The organism is Halobacillus andaensis (genome assembly GCF_014636475.1).
GTDB classification, from domain to species: Bacteria; Bacillota; Bacilli; order Bacillales; family Halobacillaceae; genus Halobacillus_A; species Halobacillus_A andaensis.
This window is the reverse complement of record NZ_BMEL01000003.1, coordinates 80,140-99,294: the sequence shown is the minus strand read 5'-3', so window position 1 is coordinate 99,294 and position 19,155 is coordinate 80,140. Positions and strand designations below refer to the sequence as shown.

At 39.7% G+C, this 19,155-nt stretch carries 16 protein-coding genes, 1 pseudogene and 1 riboswitch; of the genes and pseudogenes, 14 read left to right on the top strand and 3 right to left on the bottom strand.

The features are described 5' to 3' along the window. Positions 1-40: 40 nt before the first annotated feature. Positions 41-85: riboswitch (PreQ1 riboswitch) on the bottom strand. Between the two features lie 278 nt (positions 86-363). The 4 genes from IEV27_RS11775 to IEV27_RS11760 all read left to right on the top strand — a co-directional run bounded on the left by IEV27_RS11775 (position 364) and on the right by IEV27_RS11760 (position 5,821). After that, positions 364-3,426 carry an efflux RND transporter permease subunit gene (locus IEV27_RS11775; RefSeq protein ID WP_188377698.1) on the top strand — a complete coding sequence of 1,021 codons (3,063 nt, stop codon included), beginning with the start codon at positions 364-366 and terminating at the stop codon, positions 3,424-3,426. A gap of 194 nt (positions 3,427-3,620) precedes the next feature. Further along, entirely contained in the window at positions 3,621-4,076 is a 456-nt protein-coding gene (locus tag IEV27_RS11770) for an NUDIX hydrolase (RefSeq protein ID WP_308808313.1), read from the top strand. 14 nt (positions 4,077-4,090) lie between these two features. Further along, positions 4,091-4,708: an NUDIX hydrolase gene (locus IEV27_RS11765; protein ID WP_188377697.1), complete on the top strand. Its 618-nt coding sequence runs from the start codon at positions 4,091-4,093 to the stop codon at positions 4,706-4,708. Positions 4,709-4,885: 177 nt separating this feature from the next. Next, a complete protein-coding gene (locus IEV27_RS11760) occupies positions 4,886-5,821 on the top strand; it encodes an LPXTG cell wall anchor domain-containing protein (protein WP_188377696.1) in 936 nt (311 codons plus the stop codon). A gap of 197 nt (positions 5,822-6,018) precedes the next feature. Here IEV27_RS11760 and IEV27_RS11755 read toward each other — a convergent pair whose 3' ends face one another. Beyond that, positions 6,019-6,960, bottom strand: a complete 942-nt coding sequence (locus tag IEV27_RS11755) for an alpha/beta hydrolase (protein WP_188377695.1) — start codon at positions 6,958-6,960, stop codon at positions 6,019-6,021. 211 nt (positions 6,961-7,171) lie between these two features. On the opposite strand from IEV27_RS11755, the gene IEV27_RS11750 reads away from it, so the two are divergent. The 6 genes from IEV27_RS11750 (at position 7,172) to IEV27_RS11725 (ending at position 12,341) form a co-directional block, all read left to right on the top strand. Then, positions 7,172-7,966: a class I SAM-dependent methyltransferase gene (locus IEV27_RS11750; protein WP_188377694.1), complete on the top strand. Its 795-nt coding sequence runs from the start codon at positions 7,172-7,174 to the stop codon at positions 7,964-7,966. Between the two features lie 624 nt (positions 7,967-8,590). After that, a complete protein-coding gene (locus IEV27_RS11745) occupies positions 8,591-9,559 on the top strand; it encodes an ATP-binding cassette domain-containing protein (protein WP_188377693.1) in 969 nt (322 codons plus the stop codon). Further along, positions 9,552-10,331, top strand: a complete 780-nt coding sequence (locus IEV27_RS11740; RefSeq protein WP_188377692.1) for an ABC transporter permease — start codon at positions 9,552-9,554, stop codon at positions 10,329-10,331. The genes IEV27_RS11745 and IEV27_RS11740 overlap by 8 nt, the downstream gene beginning before the upstream one ends. A 100-nt stretch (positions 10,332-10,431) precedes the next feature. Continuing rightward, positions 10,432-11,040: a metallophosphoesterase family protein gene (locus IEV27_RS11735; RefSeq protein ID WP_188377691.1), complete on the top strand. Its 609-nt coding sequence runs from the start codon at positions 10,432-10,434 to the stop codon at positions 11,038-11,040. A 269-nt stretch (positions 11,041-11,309) separates the two neighbouring features. Further along, the gene (locus IEV27_RS11730) at positions 11,310-11,804 is read left to right on the top strand and encodes a GyrI-like domain-containing protein (RefSeq protein ID WP_188377690.1); all 495 of its coding nucleotides are present in this window, start codon (positions 11,310-11,312) and stop codon (positions 11,802-11,804) included. A 144-nt stretch (positions 11,805-11,948) separates the two neighbouring features. Beyond that, complete coding sequence (locus IEV27_RS11725) at positions 11,949-12,341, top strand: DUF4870 domain-containing protein (RefSeq protein ID WP_229735250.1); 393 nt, start codon at positions 11,949-11,951, stop codon at positions 12,339-12,341. A gap of 48 nt (positions 12,342-12,389) precedes the next feature. On the opposite strand, the pseudogene IEV27_RS11720 reads toward IEV27_RS11725, so the two are convergent. Beyond that, positions 12,390-12,764: pseudogene (locus IEV27_RS11720) on the bottom strand (OsmC family protein). Between the two features lie 208 nt (positions 12,765-12,972). Here IEV27_RS11720 and IEV27_RS11715 point away from each other — a divergent pair. The 4 genes from IEV27_RS11715 (at position 12,973) to IEV27_RS11700 (ending at position 17,052) form a co-directional block, all read left to right on the top strand. Further along, positions 12,973-14,181, top strand: a complete 1,209-nt coding sequence (locus tag IEV27_RS11715; protein ID WP_188377688.1) for a CHAD domain-containing protein — start codon at positions 12,973-12,975, stop codon at positions 14,179-14,181. A gap of 173 nt (positions 14,182-14,354) precedes the next feature. Next, a complete protein-coding gene (locus IEV27_RS11710) occupies positions 14,355-15,164 on the top strand; it encodes an ABC transporter permease (protein WP_188377687.1) in 810 nt (269 codons plus the stop codon). Positions 15,165-15,172: 8 nt separating this feature from the next. Continuing rightward, a complete protein-coding gene (locus IEV27_RS11705; protein WP_188377686.1) occupies positions 15,173-15,955 on the top strand; it encodes an ABC transporter ATP-binding protein in 783 nt (260 codons plus the stop codon). Between the two features lie 56 nt (positions 15,956-16,011). Then, entirely contained in the window at positions 16,012-17,052 is a 1,041-nt protein-coding gene (locus tag IEV27_RS11700; RefSeq protein WP_425352574.1) for an ABC transporter substrate-binding protein, read from the top strand. Positions 17,053-17,489: 437 nt separating this feature from the next. Here the strand turns inward: IEV27_RS11700 and IEV27_RS11695 are convergent, their stop codons facing one another. After that, positions 17,490-19,040 carry an AbgT family transporter gene (locus tag IEV27_RS11695; RefSeq protein ID WP_188377684.1) on the bottom strand — a complete coding sequence of 517 codons (1,551 nt, stop codon included), beginning with the start codon at positions 19,038-19,040 and terminating at the stop codon, positions 17,490-17,492. Between the last annotated feature and the right edge of the window lie 115 nt (positions 19,041-19,155).

The following is a 19,155-nucleotide window of genomic DNA, read 5'->3' as shown; positions in this document are numbered from 1 at the left end:
AAAAACCATAAAAAAACCGCACCTAAGGCAAGGTACAGTTCCATCCTTAGTTTTTTATAGAGGGTGTAGCTAGAACCTCTCCTGCTTAATGGCAGACTTTATTTAATTGCTTTCATTATTATAACATACTGTCTGACTTTCGAAACAGTCTTCTATTTACAAAAAATGATTCATATATAAGTCTGTGGTCTTAGAAAAGTTAGGTCCTTGGCTCAGTGCCTAAATACAGGAAGAAGGGTATGATTTAAGTGTGAATTGATTTATACAAAATTTACAACACATTGGATATTAATTAGGCTATAATGATGTTTGTATTGTAAAAAAATAACACAAAAATCAATCATTAGAATCAGGGGGGTAAGGATGAATTTATTGCGATTTATTGTGAAAAGGAAGATATTAGTTGGTTTAATGGTCGTGCTCATCTTTTTATTAGGAAGCTATGCCTTACTGAAATTAGATCAAGAGTTATTTCCTGAAGTAACTATGGATGGGGCCTACATAGAAATTTATGCAGGTGATACGGCAGCCATCGAAGTAGAACGATCGATCACAACACCTTTAGAGCAACAAATGGAAGGAATTGAAGGTGTGGAAGATATTAATTCCACGACAAATATGGGGAGAAGCTCTTTCCAGCTGACTTTTGAACAAGGGGAAGGAGATGAAGTTTATAAAGAGGTGGAGTCTATTGTAAATACAATGGCTTCAGATAATAACACCATTGATGAAGTAGAAGCGGGTCAATACGCGACAACTCAAGGGTATGAATTTTATATGGACGTATCGGGAGGCGATACGGATGATATGAGTGTGTTTGCGGAGGATGTATTAGAACCGCGTTTAGAGAGCTTGCCAGAGGTAAGAGACGTATCCATTTCCGGTCAAGCAGAAAAAGAAGTAGCGATCGAATTTGATCGCGAGGAACTGACTGATCGGGGACTAGATATTAATCAAGTGATTGGTTCAATCGAAGGAGCCAATAATGAGTCCACACTAGGTGAATTAAGTGAAGACGATGGTTCGCCCTCTTTAAGGTGGACGACGAATCTTGAAACAGTTGACGATGTTAAGAAAATTGATATACAAACAGAAGATGGATTTGTGCAGTTGGATGAACTAGCAACAGTCTCATTACAACCTTTAGAAAATTCGTCGTTTGTATGGAAAAACGGTTCAAGTGATTTCATGTTTGTCCAGGTAGGACGTGTATCTGAAGCGACTCAAATCGAAATGGCGGAAGCTGTCCGAGCAGAAGTGAATGAGATTCGCAATGAAGGACTAGTCGATGGATTTGAGTTGAATGAAATGGTAGCCCAAGCTGATTATGTAGAAGAATCGCTTGACGGAGTGACGACAAACATCCTTATAGGCGGGATATTGGCCATTGTTATCTTATTGCTCTTCCTGCGAAATATTAGAGCTACATTCATTATCGGGCTTTCCATTCCTACTTCTATACTTTTAACATTTGCTTCGATGTGGCTATTTGATTACAGTTTCAATATTTTAACGTTGATTGGCTTAGGATTAGGTATTGGAATGATGGTAGACTCTTCGATCGTTATTTTAGAATCCATTTATCGTAAAAAAGAGATCGGCCTGGCGAATATGGATGCGGTCATTGAAGGAACAAAAGAAGTAGCGACGGCTGTTATTGCTTCGATGCTTACGACAATCGTCGTATTTTTACCGATTGGTCTTCTCGGAGGAGAGACGGGGCAATTTATGATTATGCTTTCAGTCGTAGTGGCCATTACATTGATTAGCTCTGTCATTGTTTCGTTTACGCTCATTCCTTCGCTATCTGAGAACTTCTTAAAACTCAGCCAATCGAAAAAGACGAAAAAAGAGAGCCGCATCATTGAAAAATATAGCAGGATAGTCGCATGGACGGTGAGAAAGAAACGACACAGTTTAGCTGTTATTTCTATATTCGTTCTTATGTTTGTTGGTTCACTATTCCTTGTAACGAAAGTTCCCATGACGATCATGCCGGATGTATTTAATCGTTATTCAGAGTTAATGGTGGATTTAGATACAGGTTTGACAAATGACGATAGAGAAAATATTGCCCAGGAAATGAATGAGACGTTATCCGACATTCAAGATGTAGAGTCTAACTATGTCATCGATATGGGCGGCATGTTCTATACGATGATCAATATGACTAAAGAAGACGAAGTTACGAGAGAGCAGGATGAAGTAAACGAAGAAATACTAAAGTCCTTGCGAGAGCTTGAAGACAGTCAGCCGATTCGTTCGGTGGAAAGTATGATGTCCGCAGGAGCTGGAGGTTCGCCAGTACAGGTAAATATTAAGGGGGAAAATTTTGAAGAACTGCAAGCGATCTCTGATGACTTCACAAAGGAGCTTGAAGGTATTGAAGGCATCGTTGGGGTCGCAAGTTCGAATGAACGAACGTCCATCGAACAAGAGATCGTTCTTAAAGAAGATGAAATTGAGGATGCAGGATTATCAGAAAGTCAGATTAGACAAAGCATTGAGCAAGCCTTTTTAGAAAGGCCGCTTGGAGAAATGACGATAGAAGAGGAAGATGTCCCTCTCACTGTTAAATGGGAAGAGCAAGAGCGTACAGGGTCGGAAACAGCTCTACTCAATTTAGAGGTGATAACGGCTGAAGGAGAAGAAAAATTAGCGAACTTTATTGAGCTGTCTGAAGTAGAAACACCTAATGAAATTACTCATTCGAATGGGGAACGGTTTGTTTCACTAACAGCTGATATTGAAGGCACCGATTTAGGTACTGTGAATAGGGAAGTCCAAAGCGTTATTGATGATTACGAGACTAAAGCCGGCTACAGTGTGTCAGTAGCAGGAGATCTGGAGCAGCAGCAAGAATTGATTCAAGAGATGCTTCTCATCCTGGGTATCGCAATATTCCTTGTGTATCTGGTGATGGCGGTTCAATTTAACCATTTAGCACACCCGTTAATCGTTATGTCGGTAATCCCGATGACGATTGTAGGTGTCATTCTGGGGCTATTTGTTACTCAGCGGGAGCTAAGCATCATGTCAGGCATGGGCGTCATCATGCTAATAGGTATCGTGTTGAATAATGCCATTCTGTATATTGACCGTACGAATCAACTAAGAAACCAAGGGTTTAAAATAGAGGACTCCTTGATCGAAGCAGGTAAAAACCGAATACGTCCGATCTTTATGACAAGTTTAACGACTGCTGCAGGCATGCTGCCTCTCGCTCTAGCTACGGGATCATCTGGAAACTATCAATCTCCGATGGCGACAGTAATTATTTCTGGATTGCTCTTTGCCACGGTAATCACATTACTGTTGATTCCAGCCGTCTATCGTTTATTCTCTAACGCACGTCTTCGTTTTTGGAAATCGAGAAGAAAACGAAAAAAGGAAGACATGATAGAAGAAACAGAGTCAGCTAGTTAATTAAAAGCGAAACCTTCTTTCATAAGGGAGGGTTTCGCCTTTTTTTATAGATAACCTGAAACGAATTTTGAGTTCGATCGTCGTTATTACATAATAGAAAGCTCAACCTGGGGCAAGGAGGACGAAATAATAATTTAGACTGGAAGGTGAGGGGTGCGGAACCTGCTGAAGAATATCAAGTTTAATGAAAAGGAGTGGGGCTGATCGATTATATAAGTGATTTAAGAAAGGTAGTTGGTACAAAAACGCTGATAGTTACAGGAGCTGTCGTTATCATCGTTAAGGAGAAAGATCAAATTCTTCTTCAGAATAGAAATGATGGAACATGGGGGCTTCCAGGTGGTCTTCAGGAATTAGGAGAGAGTTTAGAAGAGACAGGACGTAGAGAAGTAGGGGAAGAAACAGGTTTGATTGTTAGGGATTTAAAACTATTGCAGATTTTTTCAGGAGAAAAGTATTATTTTGAACTCGATCACGGAGATCAATTTTATTCCGTAACAGCTGTCTATGTAACAGATGATTTTGAAGGGGAGCTGCAAAATAATGAGAGGGAAGGCAGAGAAATAAGGTTCTTTAATAAACATAAACTTCCAGACAATCTGGCAGATGAATATAGGGATTACCTAAACAGTTGGGAAGAAATTAATTAGATTGGAGAGCATTTATGGGCGATCAATGGCTGAGTTGGGCTAAGCAAATACAATCCACTGCTCAAGCGGGTCTTTCATTTTCAAAGGATCCATATGACCTTGAAAGATATAGACAGTTGCTTGAACTAAGTGCTGAAATCATGGCTGCATATTCACATACCTCTATGGAATCTATAGTTCATTTATTTCATAATGAAAAAGGATATCAAACGCCTAAAATAGACGTTAGAGGTGTAGTTTTTAAGGATAACAAAATGTTACTTGTGAAAGAAAAGGCAGACGATCAATGGTCGCTGCCAGGTGGTTTTGCGGATGTGGGGTCATCGTTATGTGAAAATGCTGTTCGTGAAATCGAAGAGGAAACAGGATACAAAGCTAAATATAAGAGGATTTTAGCGATTTTAGATTATCATAAACATCCTCATCCGCCACAGCCGTTTCATTATTATAAATTTTTCTTAGAATGTGATATATCCGGCGTGGCAGCCAATGAAACATTAGAAACAAGTGATGTCCAATTTTTTGAGCGTGAACACCTTCCCGAATTATCAGCAAGTCGTAATACCCAATCACAATTATTACTTCTCTTTCAATATTTAAATAATCCTTATAAAAAGCCTTTAGTCGATTAATATGGAAATTTTTATAAAAAAAGGGTGAAAAATGTTTTATTTTGCTGGAAGTAGGCTAATAGAATAGAGCGAGGTCGAAAGGATGATTTTTACTTCTGGGTACTTCTTCGTTTTATACATAATGTAACGTAATCATTCATCTCATCGTCTTGCAAATCTTACAGTAGGAGTGTTCTCATGATCAAAAAAGTGGTTCCTTTGTCTTTGGCGGCGTTAGTCGTCGCGTGGGCTCCAGCTCAAGTTCTAGCAGAAGATAGTGCTTCAGACGTGCTTCAAAAATCGAATGAAGCTATGGCAGAACTCGAAAGTTATTCTAGTGAAACGGAGATGGAGCAAACGATGACGATTGCGGGAGAACCAATAACTATTAATTCTCATTCCCAGCAAGACATTACGCTAGACCCGTTTGCTATGCACCAAGTGATTACGACATCGAGTCCAGAAGAAGGGGAAGTGTCCCTTGAGTCTTATTGGACAGAAGATGGATTCTATCAAGAAGATCCTGAGCAAGGATGGATTGAACTGCCATCTGAATTTACAGAAGGTATTGATGATCTAATGAATGCTGCGATGGCAGAAGATCAAGTAGCCCAAGCGGAAGAGCTTGCCGAAGATATGAGCGTAGAAGATCAGGGCGATAGTTATCTCTTAACCTACCAGGGAGATGGAGAAGCTCTTAAGGATGAGTTCCAGAAGATGTTTGAGTCTGGGATGGGTGAAGAGGAGTCATCAATGATGGAAGATATGATGGGTGAAATGACGATCAATGACCTCAGCTATGAAATGACTATTGATAAAGAAACTCACTACATGACAAACCTTATGATGGATATGGACATGGATATGGAAATGGAAGGTGAGAGCACAAATACTGTTCAAACGATCGACATGACCTTAGATAACTTTAACGGAGTGGATGAAATTACTGTTCCTCAAGAGGTGATCGATGAAGCGGCTTTATTAGAAGACGAAATGATGGAAGAAGGTATGTCTGAAGAAGGTGGAGAATTGCCGGATACTTCAACAAACAGTCCGATGCTTATTTTATCTGGAGTGCTTATGGTCGGAATTGGCGGTCTTCTTTTATTTAGACGGAGCCCTAAGACTAATTAGGCGTATATTTAGGTTTTGCAGTTGAGCAGCTCTATTGCAACGAGGGAGCATAAGAGTACCAGGTAACGAAAAGCTGTAAAAGAGCGAAGTGCCAAGTGTGAATTTCGGTACCTGGCGCGTTAATATAAATAATCCGAACTGATATCTACAGAATCGTTCGGATTATTTTATGCTTTATTCAGTTTTGTTCCACCCTGTTACTTTTTATTTTTAGGCAAAATAAATTCGACGGCCTCTTGAAAAAGCGTAGGGAAATTGTCAGGTAAAACATGACCTTGTCCTTGTTGCACGACTAATCGGCAAGAGAAATTGTACTTCTCAAATAGCGAATGAACCTTCATCACATTATCGTAAAAGGGGTCCTGATCACCTGTGATGATCACGCCGTGTAGAGATTTACCTGCATCGTTTTTGAGGAAATTTTCGATTTTATCTATATTTTTGAACGATGGAATAAGAAGGATGAAACCTTGAAAATCAAAAGTCGTTAAGCATGTTTCTAAAGCTATGTCTGCTCCTTGTGAAGCCCCTGCTATAATCTTTTTCTTATGATCTAGAGAATGTTGAATCGTGAGCTTTTCAAAAGCTTCGTTGACGTCAGAATAAGCCACTTCAGCATCATCCCACGTATAGCAATTGTAGCTGAATAATTGAGAAGATTGAGGGAAAGCCATGAGATAGTTATTCGTTAGTGATGGATCCTGCCATTCTTCCACAAAATCTTCCGTGTTAGAACCACGCATATGAAGAGAGAAGATTGTCTTATCAGCATTCGGATTCCCTTCAATACGCAATTTTGGCACAGTTAATTGTTTTTCTTGGTGATAAAGCTGGGCGCATGTAGTAATGATTTTTTGAAAATCGTGTGTATTCTTTAGTCTATCTAATTCAGGGTCGTTCTCTAAGATCACAGGATTCCACCAAAAACCTTTATGTATGACTTCCTCCAGTTCGTTCAGAGCCTTCTTATCTTCTTCTAGGAGTGAATAAACATTTGCCTTCCATTGTCCAATCCGATCAATCTTCTTTGGAAATTGAGTTTTAGCCTCTTCTAATTGCATAAGTGCATCTTGATAACTTTGGCTTTCAGCTAAATAAATTACACGTTGTTGGAGTTCATAAAAACTATTTCTTTTCATCAGCAGGTCACCTCACAACATTTAATTTTATCGTAACTGAAATGGAATAATAAGTATATTGTTTTCTTGGGCTTACTTGGTGAGGTTTCTTCTTATTTACGATATTGTACCCATGTTTATTAGAAGAACAGGATGACTGCTTTTAATTGTATTTCGCAGGATTTTACATTGAATTTGTAGAATATGGTAGTAGAATAAGGGGGGACATGTAATGAATAAATATGGACCAGATTTGTTTAAAGGGACAGCTACATACTACTCAAAATACCGCCCTAAGTATCCTTCTTCCCTTATAAGATTTTTAGTTCAGCATTTTTCGTTGAATGGGGAGCAGCGAGTCCTGGATTTAGGCTGTGGGCCTGGGTCCGTGTCCTTTCGATTAGCTGATTGGTGTCATCAAATCGTGGGAATTGATACAGACCGTGAAATGATTGCGGAAGCTAAGTACCTTCACCATCTACTTAGAATAGGAGATATCGAATGGTTTCATGGAGATCTAGATCGTTATGTGAAAACTCATTCGAAGTCTTTTCATTTAGTGACCATTGCCAAAGCCTTTCATTGGATGGATCGAGAAAGGACAATAGAAACCTTATACGAAATGGTTGAACCCGGAGGGGGAGTAGCCATCATAGATAACTATGAGTCTCATAAACCGTTACGTCCGTGGCAAAAGAAACTCAATGAAGTTATTAAGCGATGGTATGGACAAGAGAGAAAAGCAGGCAATACTACGTACGATCATCCGAAGAAAACACATGCGCAGGTATTAGAAGACTCGAAATTTGAAACCGAAGTCTATTATTTGCCGTCCTATGAAATCGAATGGTCGATTGGTACTATTCTTGGAAACTTATATTCCACGTCATATGGGGCAAGACGGTTTTTAGGTGATCGAGTAAGTGATTTTGAACAAGATGTAAGAGATGCTTTGTCACAACTAAATGCACAAGGAATTTTTAAAGAGAGTATGGTTTTGTCGGTTAAGTCAGGCAGGAAAATGTAATGATTTACTTCAAAACCTTAAAGGCTTTCGCTGCTTTCTGGACAAAAATTAGTTGAGGTTCTACAGGTTAAAAGTGACTAAAGAATAGTAGTGATGGTTCCATGTTGATTCATAAAGAGACAGTATTCCTTCATATTCCTTTGTATTCATTGACGTTATTGGTAGTGAAAGGAAGTGATCGGTATAAAAAGTAAAAAACTGAAGTTTTTAATAATGATCATAATGAGCGCAGCTATCCTTTGTATAGCTTCAGCATATAGCTATATGAGTGTTGAAGATGCTAAAAGCGAATGTAGTGAAAATAACGGAACGGTAACAGAAGAAAATGTAGATTTCTTAGCTGTTAACTGGTCAATTTCTTGTGAGAACTAAATTCCTAATACGTGTATGGATACCAAATGGACCGAATGCCAGGGTATAAAATAATACAACCAACCCGTTTTAAAAATGACTCTTTTCAAGGTGAGAAACCTGTTAAGGATGGGGCGTCTTTCTTGAGAAGACGCCCTATTTTATTGGCGTAAATTGAGCCGCTTCAAAGATGATTAAATGTTTAGTATGAGGTATTCTAAAAACAAAGGAATTGTTGACACTAGTGCCGAAAAAAGAGGAGGAACAGCTTCTATGAATGGAACGATTAAGGTAAAACATCTAGCTAAAACATTTAAGAAGGGCAACGTAAAAGCAGTGAAGGATGTAAGCTTTGAAGTCAATGAAGGTGAGTTTTTTGCTTTTTTAGGTCCAAATGGTGCAGGGAAGTCAACGGTGGTGCAGATATTAACTACCTTAATAAATCCTACCGGCGGTGAAGCTTTTGTGGCTGGATGTAATGTTAGTAAAGAGCCTGGAAAAGTACGCCGTCACATTGGCGTAGCTTTGCAGGAAACGGGGGTTGATCCTGATTTAACAGGTCGTGAAATGATCGAGCTGCAGGCTCAAATTTTTGGTTATCCAAAACAAAAAGCTAAAGAGCGGGCGGATGAGCTGCTTAAAATTGTTCAATTGGAAGAATCCTCTGTCCGAAGAATAGGGAATTATTCGGGAGGGATGAGAAGAAGATTGGACTTGGCTCTCACTCTTGTCCATGAACCAAAGATTCTCTTTCTTGATGAACCTACCACTGGACTTGATCCTTCTAATCGGAAGGCGATATGGAAGGAGCTTGAAAGGCTGAATAAGGAAAATGGAACGACGGTCTTTTTAACAACCCAATATTTAGAAGAGGCGGATTCTTTGGCGGATCGTATCAGCATTATTAACGATGGGCTAATCGTGGCTACAGGGACGCCAAAAGAATTAAAGGCTCAAATCGGGAATGATTTAATCTCATTAACATTCACAAAGCAAGAGGATGTAACGAGAGCAAAGGGTGCTTTGGAATCAGAATTAGACATGGCCGATTTAATTGTACAAGAAGGCCACTTAAATATATATGTGAATGACGGAAATAAACAATTGCTGCAAATTGTACGGGTTCTTGATCAGCATGATCTTAAGATTGAAACAACGAATTTATCTTCTCCTACGTTGGATGATATTTTTCTTAAAATAACGAATGAGCCGATCAAGGAAGGCAGTGATTCAAATGGGTAATAACGTTTTTAAGGATACGTGGTTAATTACAAAGAGAAATATTATAACTACACTCCGCAATCCCTTTTCTTTTATTCCGAACTTGATGATTTCTGCTTTCTTCCTACTTGTTTACGAAGGAGGATTAAGCGGGATTTCTCAGCTGCCGACCTTTGAAGGCGCGAACTATTTGGCGTTTATCTTGCCTGTTTCCATTGTATCCGCTGCAATTGGTGGAGCAGGAGGAGCTGGACAAGGCATAGTAAAAGATATTGAAAATGGATTTTTCTCAAGGTTATTATTAACGCCGGCTTCACGATTAGCTATCGTACTTGGGCCTATTATTGCCGGTATGCTTCAGTTATTTGTTCAAACCCTTTTTATTTTGGTAATTGCATACTTGCTTGGACTTGAATCGGCTACTGGCTTTGGCGGTATTTTATTCGTTATTCTGATTGCAGTTGGATGGGGATTGGCATTCGCAGGGTACTCGGCAGGAGTGGCATTGCGTACAAAAAATGCACAGGCTGCTCAAGCGGGAACGTTTATCTTTTTCCCTCTTATTTTTCTTAGTACGACTTTTGTTCCGTACGAACTCATTGAAGCTCAGTGGTTAAAGGTAGCGGCTACCATTAATCCAACAACTTACATTTTTGAGAGTATGCGAACGGTTTTAATTGATGGATGGCAGTTTTGGGATTTAATGCAAGGTGTGTTCGCTATTTTAATTGCTTGTACGATTACGATTACATTTGCTGCTGTTTCAGCAAAAAAAGCTGTTTCTCGTGGGTAATCATGGCTTAGAAATGCGGATGTTTGAACTTCTTCTAAATAAGAAATAGACAACTATACGTGTGTTTCATTATGCGTGCTAATAAGAGGAGGAAGCAGTTATGCGTTACCTTGTCGTTTCAGATATTCATGGAGAAATGGAAAAGTTTGAACGTGTGCTGGATAAAGCGTCTTATCGTCCCGAGAAAGACCAGCTTATCTTGTTAGGAGATTATGTAGATCGCGGTCCTCAGTCGAGAGAAGTAGTTAAGAAGGTAAAGGAGCTTGTTGAAAATGATGGAGCGATCGCCTTAAAGGGAAATCATGATGACTTATTTATACGAGCGAAAGATGATAAAAAAGCAAAGGCTCAATGGGAGATGAATGGGGCAACCAGTACGTTTGATTCATACAACCAAAACGCAGAAGAAGTGCGTGAGGATCAGGAGTGGATGAGGAATCACCTATGGTTGTATTATGAAACGGACAATTATATCTTTGTACATGCCGGCCTAAAGCCTAAAACTCCTCTTGAAAAACAGGATGAATTTACGATGTTATGGACACGGCATACGGAACAAATAGGACTTGGAAAAACGGTCATTCATGGTCATACCCCTGTCCGGGAGATTGCCTATTATGAAGATCAAATCGACATCGATACAGGAGCTGTCTACGGTGGTAAACTGACGCTGTTAGAGCTTCCGACGCATGAGGTATATACGGTTTAATAAAAAGAGCGCGTCCTTTTTTATTGTCTAGGAAATTATAAAATTCCAAGATGTAGATATATTTTTTAAAGAGCGACATCCAGCTCCAACGCCCAGACACTCGCGTCATAAGCAATCCGCCCTGCGGAAGGGAAGACCACCTTCCTCCGGCCGTTTTCCTTATGCGTTTCGTGTCTACCAGGGCGCATGCGCCTTTGTTCTATGAGAAGCAGGAAAAGTGAGAAGTTAAATAGAAATGACTAGTAACAAATGTGAGAGGAGTTACCAGCATGTTAGAGAGTAAAAAAATTATTGAAATTCCTGCCTACCGAGCAGTTGGTATGAAATGGGACGGAGCATACACTGAAATAAGCTCGTTAAAAGAAATGATTCAGACGATGAGTGAACGAGTTCAGGAAATACCTCAAGTCCTTTACCCACATATCCAATTAGGATTATCCTATCACCTTAGACCTGATGGATTTGTACATTATTCGGTTTATGAAGTAGAAAGAGGGGCAGAGACTCCTGAGGGAATGGTGGAAATTAACGTGCCACGTCACACTTACGTGAAGGTTCATCATCATAAGGGACAGGATATAGGTCAGTCTTACGCAAACATACGGGATTGGTTTAAAGCAAGCAACTATGCTCCTTATAGGGAGAAGGGCGTTACATACTACGATGAGCTGCCGATTAAGCATGAACACTATCCAAAAGAACGAAACATCAATGATCCTCACTTTGATATATTAATTCCTATCATAAAGGAGAGGAAAGAGTAGGTTATAATGTATGATTGACGGTCTTCTTTTTAATTTGTATAATTAATGTACAGAATAGTTTGAAAACTTTCTGGCGTTCTATCCTTTTACCGAGAAGCGGCGGGTCAGCTTTTAGCTATAAAAGCAAAAGGAGGAATCAGAAGCGTGGAGAATGAATCCAAAAACACGATGCCGCCAAGTGGGGGCGGTACACCTGGTATGAAGAAATCATCGACGGGTCTTGAGGAAAATGTTGGTGGTTTGCTTGCTTATTTATTAGGCTTTATCAGTGGAGTTGTTTTTTTACTAATTGAGAAAGAGAACAGTTTTATCCGCTTCCATGCGATGCAATCGACGATTGTATTTGGTGGGCTGTTTGTTTTAAGTTTAGTTGTGAACTTCATTCCGATTATAGGCATTTTAATTAGTTTAATCATTGCCCCTGTTTCTCTAATCCTGTGGATCATTTTAATGGTGAAAGCTTACCGGGGAGAAAGGTACCATCTAATGGTGACAGGGAAGATGGCGGAGGAGCAATTGAAAAAAATGAATGCGTAAAAGATAGTAAAACATGTGCAGCAATGACTGCACATGTTTTTTATTACATTATGCTTTTGTCCAGTGAGCGGTAATCGGAATGTTAGCAGCTTCTAGCGTTGTATATACTGGACAGCGGGTGTCCGTGATTTGTTTTAATTCATTTATTCGTTCTTCTGATTCACTTGTTTTAACTTTAGCCTCAATATTTACTTGATTAAAATAAGGCTGTACATCGGCTTTGCCCATCAGCCCTCTAGGATCCAACTCAGCAGTTATGTTAAAGTCAATCCCTTGAAGATCGAAGTCGATTTCTTTTGCTACCATATTGGCAATAACATTTTCACAACCGGCAAGTGAAGCAAGAAGGTTACTTAATGGGTCTTGACCTTCATCCGTACCTCCCATTTCAGGGGCTCATCAATTCCTTTTAATTCAGATCATCTTTTCTGAACTGACCGTAACTTCAAATCTCATCTTTTCACTCATTATATACCTCCTCAAATTATTTACACCCTTTACTTTACCCTAAAATGATCGCTATTAATGTGATATGACAGAAGCATATAGAGTATAAAATGGTGCTAAAAGTTAGTAACGATTCATTTAAGGGAAGACTATAAAAAACTTCCAAAAGGTGGATGGTTACGTAATGACTGCAAAATACATGAGGCAATTGGATAAAATGGGACGCGTCGTTATTCCAAAGGATCTACGGGAAGATTTGGACTTAAAAGGCCGCCATCTAGGTGTCTATGAATTTGGAAGCGGCCGTGGGGTAAAAGTAATTATAGAAGAAACGGAAGGTGAAGTAAAGACGCTGGATCGTTATGGGAGAGTTGTTATTCCTATTGAGTTACGACAGCTGCTTAACTGGGAAGAAGGAAAACAGGTAGAGATCAAAGTTAATAATAAGGACGTTATTATTAGCGATCAATCTCAAGTATGTGCTGTATGTGAACGTGAACAGTCACTCATCCCTGTTAAAAGCAAATATCTTTGTGAGGATTGCTTAGAAGATGGAAATCTTCGAATGTCTAATCGATGGGCTGCTGTATTGGATTCCCTTATTAAGGAGTATAGGGATCATTGCAGGTCCGCATTAAATTTTGAAGATGAGGAAGATATTCACCAAGCAAGAGTGAAAGGCCGTCGAATCGAAGCATTGCTTCAGTTTTTAAATGTTCCTTCTCAGCATGAGATATTTCAGGATCTTAAAGAAGCTCATAAGCTTTTAGGGGCAGTAAGAGAACGAGATGTCTTAATCAAGGGGTTTCAAGTTCGCGCGCAAGAAGAAGAAAATCAAAATTTAGCGGATGTATACGCTCAAGTTTATCAAAGAGTGGACAAGAAGAGAGAAAAGCATCGGAATAAGTTGGCGGAGAAATTACCTGAGATTATAAGTGATCGTTTTTATGATCAATGGAATGAATTTATTGAGAAAGAATTACGCCAATATGTAATGACATTAAATATAAAACAGCGGTTGGACGTTTATGAGGAAAGATTTAATCAATCAGTAGAAGCCTTTGATGAGGCGGCAGAAGAAAAAGGCAGGTCCTCTAAGAAGGCCCTTAAGGCTTTGCATGCCGTACGCATTGAGTCAAAGTATCTCCGCTACATTTATAAGTATTTAGACGAGATGTATGAAGAGGACTTCCGAGAGCGCGTCGATTATTATGAAAAGCTTCAAGACCAGTTCGGTCATATAAATGACTTAAAGGATTGGCTCGATGAGTTTGAAAAGCATCGTGACAAATTAGAAAGTAAGAAAAAGTACAAGAAAGCAGTTATGCAGCAGATGCAAGATGAATTGGCTGAGAAGATGAATCAAGTCACGATCGAAACGAAGTCTAATTGAATCTTTCAAGAACAGCTCCATCATTAGATGGGCTGTTTTTTTTATGTTTAGGCTGTGTTAAATGATGATGTTGATCGTTCCGGAACAGCTCTCTTCATGTATTATTTTCACACTTCTGGGCGGTTGCACATATGATGATTTGCATAAAGAGGTGGTGAAGGATGAAGGACGCAATGAAGAAACATAATCATGACCCGATTGCGGTCGAACAGGAAGAGTGGAGAAAAAGGCAGGTTAAAGGTCGTTTCAAACAGTTACTTACGATTTCTTCACCTATTTTTATATTGCTTTTATGGGAGTTTTTATCTCGAACAGGTTTAGTGGACGCGAGGTTCTTCCCGCCTCCAACCGAAATTGTGGGTACGTTTCTTGTGATGGGAACGAGCGGGGAGTTATTTAATCACATCGGCATATCGTTATATCGAATATTTGCCGGATTTTTACTTGGAGTGATTCCCGCTATTATTCTAGGGCTGATTATGGGGCTTTATTCTCCAGTTCGGCATTTCTTTTCGCCGTTAATTATGGCGCTCATGCCAATCCCAACCCTTGCGCTTCTCCCCATTATTTTAATTATTTTCGGTGTCGGGGAAGTTTCAAAAATTGTAACGATCGCTGGGAGTGTTTTTTTCCCAGTCATTATAAATACAGTCGCAGGGGTTGTTAACATAGATCGTATTTATTTAGATGTGGCCAAAAACTATGGAGCTGACTCAAAGAACTACTTTTTTAAAATTGCGCTGCCTGGTTCGCTTCCCGTTATGTTAGAGGGCATTCAAATGGGGCAGGCGATTGCTTTATTAACAATCGTAGCGGCAGAAATGATGGGAGCTAATTCAGGAATTGGGTATCTCATTTGGACGTCATATAAAGCTTTCTTATTACAAGAAATGTATGTAGGTCTCGTTCTTATCTCTTTCTTTGGCTATTTATTCTCGCTCATCCTAAGAGGGTTTCAAAATAAATTGTTGCCATGGAGGTGATTGACACAATGGATCATCCGAAGATATCCATACGCCATTTAACGAAAGTGTTCTATAAAAAAGGGAACAGCGTGACCGCCTTACAGGATATTTCAATCGACGTGAAGGATGGGGAGTTTATTTGTTTAATTGGCCCAAGCGGATGCGGCAAAACGACGTTATTACGTATACTCGCAGACTTAGAAAAACCGAGTACAGGTGAATTCACGATTGATCAGCGAAAAGAAGGGCGTCCCCTGCAATCTATGGTTTTTCAAGAACGAGGAGTCATTCCTTGGCTGACGGTAGAAGAGAATGTAGCGTTCGGGCTGAAAATGCGTCATTTACCGAGAGCCTATATAAAAGAAAGAACGGCTTATTATTTAGAAAAAGTAGGGCTCGATCGATTTGCGAAGCTGTATCCGAAGGAGTTATCCGGAGGGATGAAGCAAAGGGTGAGTATTGCCCGTGCATTCGCGAATGATCCGGAGATTCTATTAATGGATGAACCTTTCGCAGCGCTTGATGAGCAGAATAAATTTATTTTGCAGGAAGAACTGTTAAACATATGGTCAGAAACGAAAAAGACCGTGTTGTTTATCACCCACAGCATTGATGAAGCTCTGTTGCTGAGTGACCGAATTTTATTAATGAGCTCGCAGCCAGGTCAAATCATTGATGAAAAGGTCATTGATTTACCAAGGCCGCGTAATATGGAACAGGTGCGTGCCGATCCTAAAATGGCCGAACAATTCGTAGAAATATGGAATCATCTTCATGATGAGGTCCAAGGTTCAAGAGTGAGAGGATGAAGATCGTGAAAAAGTTGGCATTGATTTTAGGTGTGCCTATTTTCTTTTTACTGGCGATCATCGGAGGTTGTTTCTATCAACAAGCCGATGAAGAAGAAAACGTGGATGTAAGTGAAGACTATCCGTCAGGTGACATCGCTCCTTTAGAGAAAAAAGCTTCCGTATTTATAGCGGAGGATGGAGCAGCTTCGGGGGCAGGCTTTTATATTGCAAAAGAAAAAGGCTACTTTGATGATTACAACATAGATGTTGAATTCACCCAGTTTGCTAATAGCGATGACATGCTGCCAGCGTTAGCGGCAGGAGAAGTAGACATTGCCGGCGGTGTTTCCACATCATCCTTTTTTAATGCCATTGCTCAAGGCATTGACGTTAAAATTATTGCTGACAAAGGGCACTATATTGATGGGAATTCGTATTTCTCGTTTGTCATCAGAGAAGATTTGCAGAATGAAATTAAAGACTATGCTGATTTGAAAGGAAAACGAATTGCCGTCTCTTCCCGTAATGCGGTGGATGATTATATTTTCCAAGAAATGCTGAAGCATGCAGGGCTTACGGAAGAAGATGTAGAGTTCGTATTGATGTCGGACTTCGGAAATATGCTGGCTGCGATGGGCAGTGGTTCTATTGATGCTGCGCTTCAAATTGAACCATTGATTACGCAAGGGATTGAGCAAGGGCTTCATGTCCGTTTAGGTGATGCTACAGACTTTGCGCCGAATGCCCAAATTGCTATGGTGTTAGGTTCCCCTAAATTTGTTCTTGAAGAAGAAGACGTGTCTTTACGTTTTATGGCTGCTTATTTAAAAGGAGTCCGTGATTATAATGATGCGTTTATGAGTGGGGAAGGGAAAGCTGAAATCATCGACATCATGACGAAACATACGGCTTTAAAAGATCCTGAAATCTGGGAGAAAGTTTCAATTACAGGATTAGATCCAAACGGCCGGATGTTTATTGAAGATATTAAGAAACAGTATGACATGTACGACCGAAACGGTGCGACCCGCGGTGAATTTGATTTTGATAAGTCCATTGATACGTCTTTAACAGAAAAAGCGGTTGATATCATTGGAGAATATGAAATTGAGTAAAGGAAAATGGGGCGGCATGCCCATAAAGATATAAATTTGAATCATAAAATAAAGGAAGCGGAAGGAGCGAGCTGACTTCCTTTTCATTTTTTAAGAAAAATTAGACAAGCTATAAGAGTGAATCCACTTTGAGAGGAGGAAGTGCTATGGGTAAGAAAGCTAAGAATAAAAGCAAAGAAGATTTAAATGCGTTAAAACGTGAGAAAGGCGATAAGAAGCAGCATGATGCGAATACACCGACGAAATAATTGAAAAAAGGATCCGTACAAACGGATCCTTTTTTATTTAAAGATCATGTGCCTTTAATTGACCGCAAGCAAAGAATTCAAAGGGGTTATGCCTCCTGGATAGAGCGCTACCGCGGTACCTGGTACCATTACCACTCTTGCCGCGTGAGAGCTGGTACCGATTGAATCCTGCACAGAATTATCTTTAAATTACTTTTCGTAATGGATAGGAGATCCCGGCCCAAGATTAGGTTCGAATGGAAGGAAGTCTAGAGAACCTAATGACATCCACAGGATCAAGAAAATTGTCCAAGTTACTAAGAAGACGATGGAGTATGGGAACATAACAGAAATAAGTGTTCCAATTCCCATCTTTTTATCGTACTTCTGAGCAAACGCAATAATAATCGCAAAGTACGTCATTAATGGCGTAATGATGTTTGTAGCTGAATCCGCCACGCGGTAAGCCATTTGTGTAAGTTCAGGTGAATATCCCAGCTGCATCATAATCGGTACGAAAACAGGTGCCATCATGGCCCATTTAGCAGAAGCACTTCCGATAAACAGGTTAATAAATCCTGCAACTAAAATGAACATGATAATTAATGGAATCCCTGAAAGGTTAATCGATTCTAGAAACTGAGCACCGAATACTCCCAGAACTAATCCCATGTTGGATTCGGTAAAGTAAGCGACGAATTGACCTGCTGTAAAAGCAAGAACAATAAACATTCCCATGGATGCCATCGTATCGGATAGTTGTTCGGCTACGTCTTTATCATTACGAATATTTTTCGTAACTTTTCCATAAACAAGTCCGGGAATAAAGAACAATAGGGCAATAATTGGCACGAGTGAACTCATAAATGGAGATTGAACAATCGAACCGTCTTCCCCGCGCATAATTGCATTTGGCGGAACGATCAGCAGCGCTGTCGCTATAAGTCCTATAAACAAAGCGATACCGGCCGCAATTAGTCCTTTTTTCTCTATAGCGTCAAGTCCTTTAAGATCTTCTGTGTATTCTCCGGTGTATTTACCTAAGCGAGGCTCAACAATTCTTTCTGTTACCCATGCACCAACAAACGTAAGTAAAAATACAGAAGCAAAAATAAAGTAATAGTTCATAGCAATATTCATGCCTTCTGCATATGCCGGATCGACTACAGAGGCTGCATCAATTGTTAATTCACCAAGCATAGGATCCGTTGCAGATAAGAACAAGTTGGCACTGAACCCTGCAGATACACCGGCGAACGCTGCGGCTAAACCTGCCAGCGGATGTCTGCCTAGAGCAGCAAAAATAACGGCTCCTAATGGAGGAAGAACGACATAACCCGCATCTGAAGCAACACTGGACATAATCCCTGCAAATACAAGACCAAGTGTTACTAATTTTTTAGGTACAGAAAGTACAAATCCACGTAAACATGCGCTGATCAAACCAGTTCTTTCAGCTATCCCGATCCCAAGCATTGTAGCGAGTACAACACCTAATGGAGCAAATCCAATAAAGTTTTCTACCATGCTTTCAAAAATATATTGAATTCCTTCAGCATTTAATAAATTTGATACCTCCACCATTTCTCCTTCTTCACCCGGGTGCTCAACACTAACCCCAGTTGCAGAAATAATGGCTGATAACGCTAAAACAGCAAGCGCTAAAATAGCGAATAATGTAACAGGGTGAGGGAGTTTATTACCTAAGTGCTCTACCCCGTCAAGAAAACGTTGGAATAATCCTTTTCGGGTTTTTTCCATGTTTTCAACCTCTCCTTTCTTCGTCAGAAAATCACTCAAGTAAAACAATTTTCTGAAAATTAAAAGTAAAATTATTTTAAAAACGTAAATATTATTATATTAGATGTTTCAAAAT